2 protein-coding genes are annotated in these 8,443 nt (G+C 36.1%); both read left to right on the top strand.

What is annotated here, in order from left to right; translation table 11 throughout:
- Nucleotides 1-94 precede the first annotated feature (94 nt).
- Nucleotides 95-6,745, top strand: a complete 6,651-nt coding sequence (locus NK213_RS18155) for a transporter (RefSeq protein ID WP_253351861.1) — start codon at nucleotides 95-97, stop codon at nucleotides 6,743-6,745.
- On the top strand, nucleotides 6,678-8,443 hold a 1,766-nt coding region (locus tag NK213_RS18150), incomplete at its 3' end, for an autotransporter outer membrane beta-barrel domain-containing protein (RefSeq protein WP_253351859.1). The genes NK213_RS18155 and NK213_RS18150, both read left to right, overlap by 68 nt.

The following is an 8,443-nucleotide window of genomic DNA, read 5'->3' as shown; positions in this document are numbered from 1 at the left end:
GTATTTTGATATAATGGTCATACAAATTATATGTAATAACATATATATTATCTGAATGAATTTGTATTGTAATTAAGTAAAGAAGGAGAAATTTATGAGAAAGAGGAATAAAATTTTATTATCATTTTTAGCACTAAATGCGGCAATACCCGTGCAAAGTGCAACATTAGCAGGGAAAACAAATAATTTATATGACAATATGGTAAAGAATATTGAAAGCGGGAAATCAAACAAATCGTCATACGAATTAATTGAAAGAATATTAAATCAAAAAAACAAAGAACTAAAAGATTTGTATATGCAGGGGGACTATATAATAAAGCTGGAATATTTGGAATGGCAGATATTTTTCAGCGCATTTTATGAAGAACACGGAAGTGGACTGAATAATACAACAGAGAATGCAAAATACAGTTCGGATGCTTCAAAATCTAATGGTAAACGTTTTCAAGAAAAACAAGAATACAAAATAATAGATATGGGAGTAGATCTTAATATAAAAGAACCGGATAGTGATCCTGTAAAACCCGGAATAATAAAACCGACGGTGCCGCAGGTGGATGTATCGACAATAGCCAATCCTGCGATAGATCCTGTTTCGGTGACTATACCGACTTTGACAACATTTGAGCTGCCGTCAATAACTAAAGCAGAAGAACCTAAAAATATAACAGTAACATCACCAACGGTTAATATAGCAAAAGTAACTGCGTTTAATCCTATTGAAGTACCAACAGTGACAGTACCGGAAATATTTAATCCTGTTAGCCTGAATTTTTCAGCGTCTGGATTTCATCAAAGTAATATAGTCGGTGTTAATACAATCATGCCTCCTGAATGGAGTCCTTCACATTATGTAATATTAAATAACTCATCAGCTGTTGCTGACACAAATGGAACAAAAATAACTATTAACAATGATAACTATGAGATAGAAAATAAATTTACATGGAGCGGGGTTAATGACACACTATTATTAAATGGAACTTATGGAGAAACAGGAGTCGTAACGACACCAACTTCACCAGGAGGCGGAGGTACTGGTAATATCGGTAACGCCTATAGATATGCAGTTGCTAATATTGTTGCATCTAGTTCAACATTGACAGGTGATTGGGAATTCATAAATAATGTGACTAATCCTGCACTTGGATTAGGTCTTGGAAATTCAACAGGAATTGGGATAACTAGATTTGCTGCAATAAGTCATGGTTTTGGAGCAAGGGATCAAAACATAGAATTTACACTGAATGGTACTTTGAAAGTAACAGGAAGTAACAGTGGTCATATAACAATAGTTTTTGAAAATCAGTATTACGATTTATTACCATCAAAAATAACTAATAATGCAACAGTGACTATAGAAGGCGGAAAGCGTGTTTTTGTTGTTTCTTTGATGAATGAAGGCGGAAGAAAATGTGACAGAAGGTATTGGGGTGAAACTGCATCAGATCAATGCAGAGGTGAAATAATAACAAAAGTTCCGCTTAAAGAGTCTACATATACAAATAACGGCAAAATAATAATGAAAAATACTGAGAGTATAGGAATAGATTTTGGAAGTTATTACAATATAGGTACACCTCTATATGTATATGTGAAACCCGGGGAGATGGAATTACTTGGAGATAATAGTTATGCAATGAGAGTACCGAATATTTTCAGTACATATAAAGATTACTTTAAAGAGACAGTTATCAATGGAGAGACAGGGCTGGTAAATCTGGAAGGCGAACAAAACATTGGAATCTCATTGATCAGGAGAATATCTGATTCCACAGAAGTAACTTCATTCAATGGGATAGCAAATTCTGCAACAACAGACCCTATAGGAAATCTAAGAAACCTGAGATTTTTATTAAACGGAGAAAAAAATATTGGAATATTAAGAGATGCAAATTATGCTACTCAGGATATATTACTGGGGAATTCTGATATAGTTATCAATAATAATAATGTGCAGGAATTAAAATTCGGAAATAAATCAAATAACAGTATTTTAATGAGAAGTGACAGAGCCAAGATAATACTTGACAGGAATCTGGTATTGGATGCACAGATAGAAAGCGGCAAAGGGAATAACGTTGTTATGCTTGCCAATGATTCTGTAAATAATAATGCTAATGCCTTGTATAAATCAACAGTTGAAAATAAGGCAACAATAACATTTGATGAAGGTCTGGACAGAACTACAGGATTGATTGCAGTAAATAGAGGTGTTGCTAACAATAAAGGAACTATTAATATAAAATCAGAAGAATCAAATGGATTAGCTGTATTCACTAATTCTGTCGGGGAAAATACAGGAATAATGAATATAGAAGGAAAGAATTCGTTAGGAATATATAATGAAGGTACACTGACAATGAGCGGCGGAACAGTAACGGCGAACGGGAACAGCACAATAGGGATATACGGAGAAAATACCACTGCAACAAATCTGACAGGGGGCAGCATCATATCTAAAAACGGGGGAGCGGCACTTTATTCAGGAGATAACTCTACCATAAATGTATCAGGCTCTTCATTAAAAGCAGAAGCAGGAGGACTCATATTTTACAATTATGATGACGGGACTGGTATTAAAGGAAAGTATAATATATCAGCATCATCAAATGCAACAGTGGAAGAAGGAGGAATATTACTTTATACAGCGATAGATAATATTTCTGATTTAAGCACTAAAGTAACAAATATAAAGAATTCATTTAGTAATGCAGGAAATCTGAATGTTACAATGGATTCGGGATCAATAGGAATGCTTGTAGATACTCAGGGAATAAGTGCAAATATAAGCCAGCTGTCATCATTACCGTCATTAACAAGCGGATTCTTCAATTTTTCAGGTTCTGATTACTACGAATATGTAATGAAGGATTTTGATTTGAATTTGGATAATGATACTGACTCTAATATGGATAACGGTATATATTCAAAATTAAAATTTATTAACTCGAATATAACAGTATTAAACGGTGTAAAAGTATCAGGAACAAAAGATAAACAAATAGGTGCAGCTCAGCGTAACAGCAGCGGAGCAGTGAGTGCCGCAGCGCAATATGTAATAAATAACGGAATAATAGAGCTGTCAGGAAAAGAAACGACAGGGATAGCAGGGGATTTCATAACAATGACGAACAGTTCCTCTGGGTCTATAAAATTAAACGGTGAGGGAGCAACAGGAATTTACACTGCCAATGGTTCAGTAAGTACAAATGAGGGACTGATAGAACTTGGCGGGGATAAAAATATAGGAATATTCGGACAAAACTATTTTGACGGAACTACTTCGTCATCAACACTGGGTTATGGAGACGATTCTGTAAATATAGTAAACAATAAAGATATAAAAACAAAATCAGGCGGAGTAGCAGGAAGTGTGTTTGGTATATATGCAGATAATAAAAATACATCATTAATCTCAGAAGTAACTCTCGGGGCATCTTCAGCAATAAATCTTGAAGGAACAGAGAATGTAATAGGATTGTATCTGAATAATACCAAGCTGGATTCTAACGGAACAATAAATGTGAGTTCTCAGTCAGGAGGAAGCTCTGTAGGTCTTTATGGAAGCGGACTTAACAGTACTTCATCATTAACGGGAACTATAAAAGCATCAGGAGGAAACGGCGCCGGTATATATCTGAAGGATTCAAGTGTAAGTTCTTCATATGATATTACAGTGGATAATGTGGCTGCAGGAATAGGAATATACACAGAAGGAGCATCAACAACAGTAAATAGCGGAACAATATCAATAGGCAGCAATGTAACAGGAGCTTATGTATCAGGGAATTCAGCAGTATTAACAAATACAGGGACAATAAATGCTTTATCCGGAGCAGAAAAAGTGACAGGACTGTACATAGGGACAAATGCAACTGGTAATAATACAGGAATAATAGATTTTACAGCCACAGAAAAGAATAATCTTGTAGGGATATACAACAACGGAACATTTAATATGAGCGGCGGATCAATAATAGTATCGTCTAAAAACGGGGCTGGTCTTTATTCAGCATCAGGAACAACGGCAAATCTGAGCGGCGGTACAATAACTGCCGGTTCGGGAACAACAGGAATTTATGCGGATAATTCAACGGTAAATCTGTCAGGAAGTCATAAAACCATAGTAAAAGACGGGGGAATATTTGCTCTGAATAACAATGGAGCAGGAAACCTTAATATGACAGGAAATGCAAGTGCGGAAATAGAAGGAGGCGGACTTGGATTTTATGTAACAGGGGACTATACTACATATTTAGCAAATTTTGTAACAGGTTCGGGTGTATTGGAGATAAATCTGAAAGATAATAATTCTAAATTAATGATAGTAGATTCACCGTCATCAGCAATATCTTTAAGTACAGTAAAAAATGATTTTACAGCAGGTTCTAACTTAACATCAAATATAAAGATATCAAGTTCAAGCAATAATAATTATACGGTACTTTCAGTGTTAAAAGGAAAGCTGATTGTAGATACTGCAGCAAATCTTGATGATAATACAGATATTTATAACAGAACAGAATTTGTAAATTCAAGTGTGGAAATATCATCATCAGTAAGCGGAACACAGGATATGCAGATGGGAGCCGGACAGGCGAATTATGGTACAGGAAGCAGTACAGCTGACAGATCACGGATAATAATAGGTAATACAGGAACAGTGACTTTATCCGGAAATAGTTCAACAGGTCTTTTTACAAACTTTGGAGAGATAAATAACAACGGAACGGTAAGTGTAACAGGAAAAAGTTCCGCAGGTTTATACGGGACAAATGGTTCACAGGTAATAAATAACGGAATAATAAATGTAGGAAGTGAAACAACAGGTATATATGCCACGAATTATCTAAATGGAACTGCGGAAAGTTATGGTGACGGAACTATAAATGTCCAGAATAACGGAACTATAAAGTCATCAGGTACAGAACACGGAGGATACGGAATATATGTAAATAATACCAAAACAACATCAGACTCAAAAATAGCACTTAGTTCAACATCAGATATAGATGTATCAGGCGGCGAAAAAGGAGTCGGAATATATGGGACAAATACATCAGTAGAAATAGATGGAAATATAAGGGTAGGTAAAAACGGAGTAGGAGTTTATCTTTCGAATTCAACAGGAAATATAAACGGAGGAACTATTTACCTGAATGGTGATAATTCTGTAGGATACTATCTGACAAACGGGACAACATTGACGAATTCCGGGGGAAGTGTGTCTGTGGATGGTAAGAATGTAATTCTAATGATAACAGATTCGGGTTCAAATATAGTATTTAGCTCACCGTTTACGATAAATGCCACACCGGACTCTACATATACCATGGGAAATCTGCTTGGCGGAACGTTCTATAATAATACGGCAGCAGCATTAGCTTCAAATGGTTCACTGATAAACGGAAACAGTACACTGGTATTATTCGGAACAGATTCCAATGTGACTTCAACAGGGACAAATGCAGTGGGAATGTCTGTTAGCGGTCAGTATACAGGAAGTCTTCCGGCAGCAATCTCAGGAATAAGTGTAAGTGAAGAGGGAACAAATCTAGGGATAATAAATCTGGGAGATTCATCAGCAGGAATGTACCTCACAGGAGGAGCAAGAGGACGTAATAAAAACACAATAAATGTCGGAAGCCAGTCATTGGGAATGTATGCAGAAGGTACAGGAGCATATGTAATAAACGACGGTGGAAGTATAAATGTGCAGGATAGCTCTGTGGGGATGCTATTGAGTGATGGAAATGAAGTATTGAATAACGGGAATATAAGCGTGTCTGGTACGAATTCAGCCGGAATTTATGTAGAAAATACAAAAGCTGTAGCATCAAAAATAACAAACAACAGCAGCATAAATATAAATACCGAAGGATCAACGGGAATATATACAACAGGTCTGGCAGATATTACAAATACCGGAAGTATAACAGCAGGAAACTCAAGCTCAATACAAAAACCATCATTAGGGGTATATCAGGATAATGCAGGAAGCACTTTTGTGAATTCTGGATCGGTGAATGCAGGGAATAACTCTATAGGTGTGTATAATACAGCGGGAAGAATACAAAACAGCGGAATAATATCAGCAGGAGACGGAGGAATAGGAATATACTCAGACGGAGGGAATCTTCAGCTGAATTCCGGTTCATCAGTAACTGCAGGTTCATCAGGAGCAATAGGAGTATACGCTGTTAACCTAACAGGAACAGTACAGAATGATTCGGAAATAACAGCGGGAGATAATTCTTACAGACTGGTATTCTCAGGAAGTACAACTCCTGTATTTATAAATAATGCAAAAGGTAAAATAGGAAGCGGCAGTATGTATGTGTTTTCAAGTACAGGAATAAATGCAAAAAATAATTATGACATTGAAATAACAGGGGCAGGCAGTGTTGGTTATTATTTGAAAGATGGAGGAACATTTACAAATACAGCTGTAATAACTGGAAATACAGGAAAGTCAAATATAGGGGCATATGGAAACGGATCAGAATTGATAAATAACGGAAGTATATTAATGGGAGATTCGGAATTGTATGATTATACCGGATCAGACGGAACAGTATCGAAAGCTGGATATTCAGCAGGTATGTACGGGAAAAACAGTAATGTAAGTAATAATTCGACAATTGAAGTAGGAAAAGACGGAATAGGTATTTATGTCAGCGGAAAATTACGGAGTTATAACAGGTACAGGAGAAAATGTAAGGGGAATATATGCAGATGATTATTCAATAGTAAGAAACTACGGGATAATTAATCTTACGGGTGACGGATCAGTAGGAATACTGGGGCGTGGAGGTTCACAGATATATAATGAAGCAGGTTCAGTGATAAATATATCGGGTAATAATGTCTACGGAATATATTTATCAGGAGCAGATACAAAACTTGTAAATAAAGGAACGATAAATATTTCAGGAACAGGACTGGGAATAGCTTATACTTCCACTGCAGATAGTGCTAATATAACAGATATAACAGGAACAACACAAGGAATGATTTCTCAGTCATATGATCTTCCTGAAATGCCGACACTTGTAAATACAGGGGAAATATATGTAGATGTAAACGGTAATTTTAATTATGACGGATTTAAGGTAATAGTTACAATAGATCCTGCAACAAATACAGCAACTACAAATTCAACAACACAGGTAGGATTCGGGGGAGTAGTGCCTAACAGCTTTGAAGTGGCTCCGGACTTTGCCAAAGGAACAGCAGCAGACAGATATACATTTGTGAATATATTTAAAGGGCTGTCAGGAAAGGGAGAGTACATATCACAGTCATTAACATGGGATGCAACTGCACAGGGCAATGATCTGGTAATGACAAGAAAATCATATGAGACATTTACAGACGGGTTATGGTATGAGGATTTTGGAAAAGCATTAAATGAGAAGTATGCAGTAAGTACAGGTGACGGAAGAGAAATATTTGACAGAATAAATTATATAACAAATGAATCAGACTTTAGAAATATAATGTCAAGCCTTGCAGGAGATGTGTATGCTAATATGAATCAGAGAGAAAATGATATAGCAGATACATTTGCAGATTCAATGAGGCTGCTGCAGGATTCTAAGAATAATACAAAAGAAAATGTAAAAATAAATGTAATAGCTGGAAAAGGGAAGAATAAAGAAGAAACAGACGGAGTAACAGGGTATGATTATGAAACAACAGGAGTTCTGGCTCTTAGAGAGGTAGAAAGAACATATAGACATACATTTGGTTATTCATTGGGTTACTTACATACAGGATTTGAATTTAGTGATTCTAAGAAAAACGAAGAAGATGTGGATACAATACAGATCGGAATGCATAATAAATATAAGGCAAATGACTGGATTCTGAGAAATGATCTTACAGGAAGAGCGAGTATTCATGATATGAAGAGAAGTGTCGACTGGGTATCACCATATGGAAGTTCGGATATAACAGGAAAATATGAAAGTTACAGTATAACAAGTGACAATACATTTGGTAAGGAAATGTCACTTGGAAAAAGGATGACACTTACACCATATGGAGGAATAAAGGCAATGTATGTGACAAGACCCACATTTACGGAGAAGGGACTTGAAAAATTACAAATAGAAGGAAATGATGCATGGAGTGTAAAACCAAAAGCGGGAGTGGAACTAAAAGGCGTGCTTCCTTTAGGAGACGCTGATAAGTGGAAACTGAAAGGTTCGCTGAATGTATTGTATGAATACGAACTGGCTGATTTGAATGTAAGGGAAGAAGCAAGACTGACAGCAATAGAGGATAATTATCATAAACTGGCAAAACCGGAAGATGAAAATGGTCAGCTGAAAACGCAGATATCAGCAGGTGTAGAGATAGAGGACAGATTTGGAATATTTGTAACAGGTGAGTATAAGATATCAGAAAGCAGTAAAAATGATTACAGAGCAGG

The sequence above is a fragment of the Sebaldella sp. S0638 genome, from assembly GCF_024158605.1.
Classification (GTDB): domain Bacteria; phylum Fusobacteriota; class Fusobacteriia; order Fusobacteriales; family Leptotrichiaceae; genus Sebaldella.
Note: the sequence above shows the minus strand (reverse complement) of the source record. Positions and strands in the feature narration are given on the sequence as shown.

Bases quoted from the DNA above. Each gene is read 5' to 3' on its own strand.
- NK213_RS18155 (WP_253351861.1), top strand. From the start codon at position 95: ATGAGAAAGAGGAATAAAATTTTATTATCATTTTTAGCACTAAATGCG.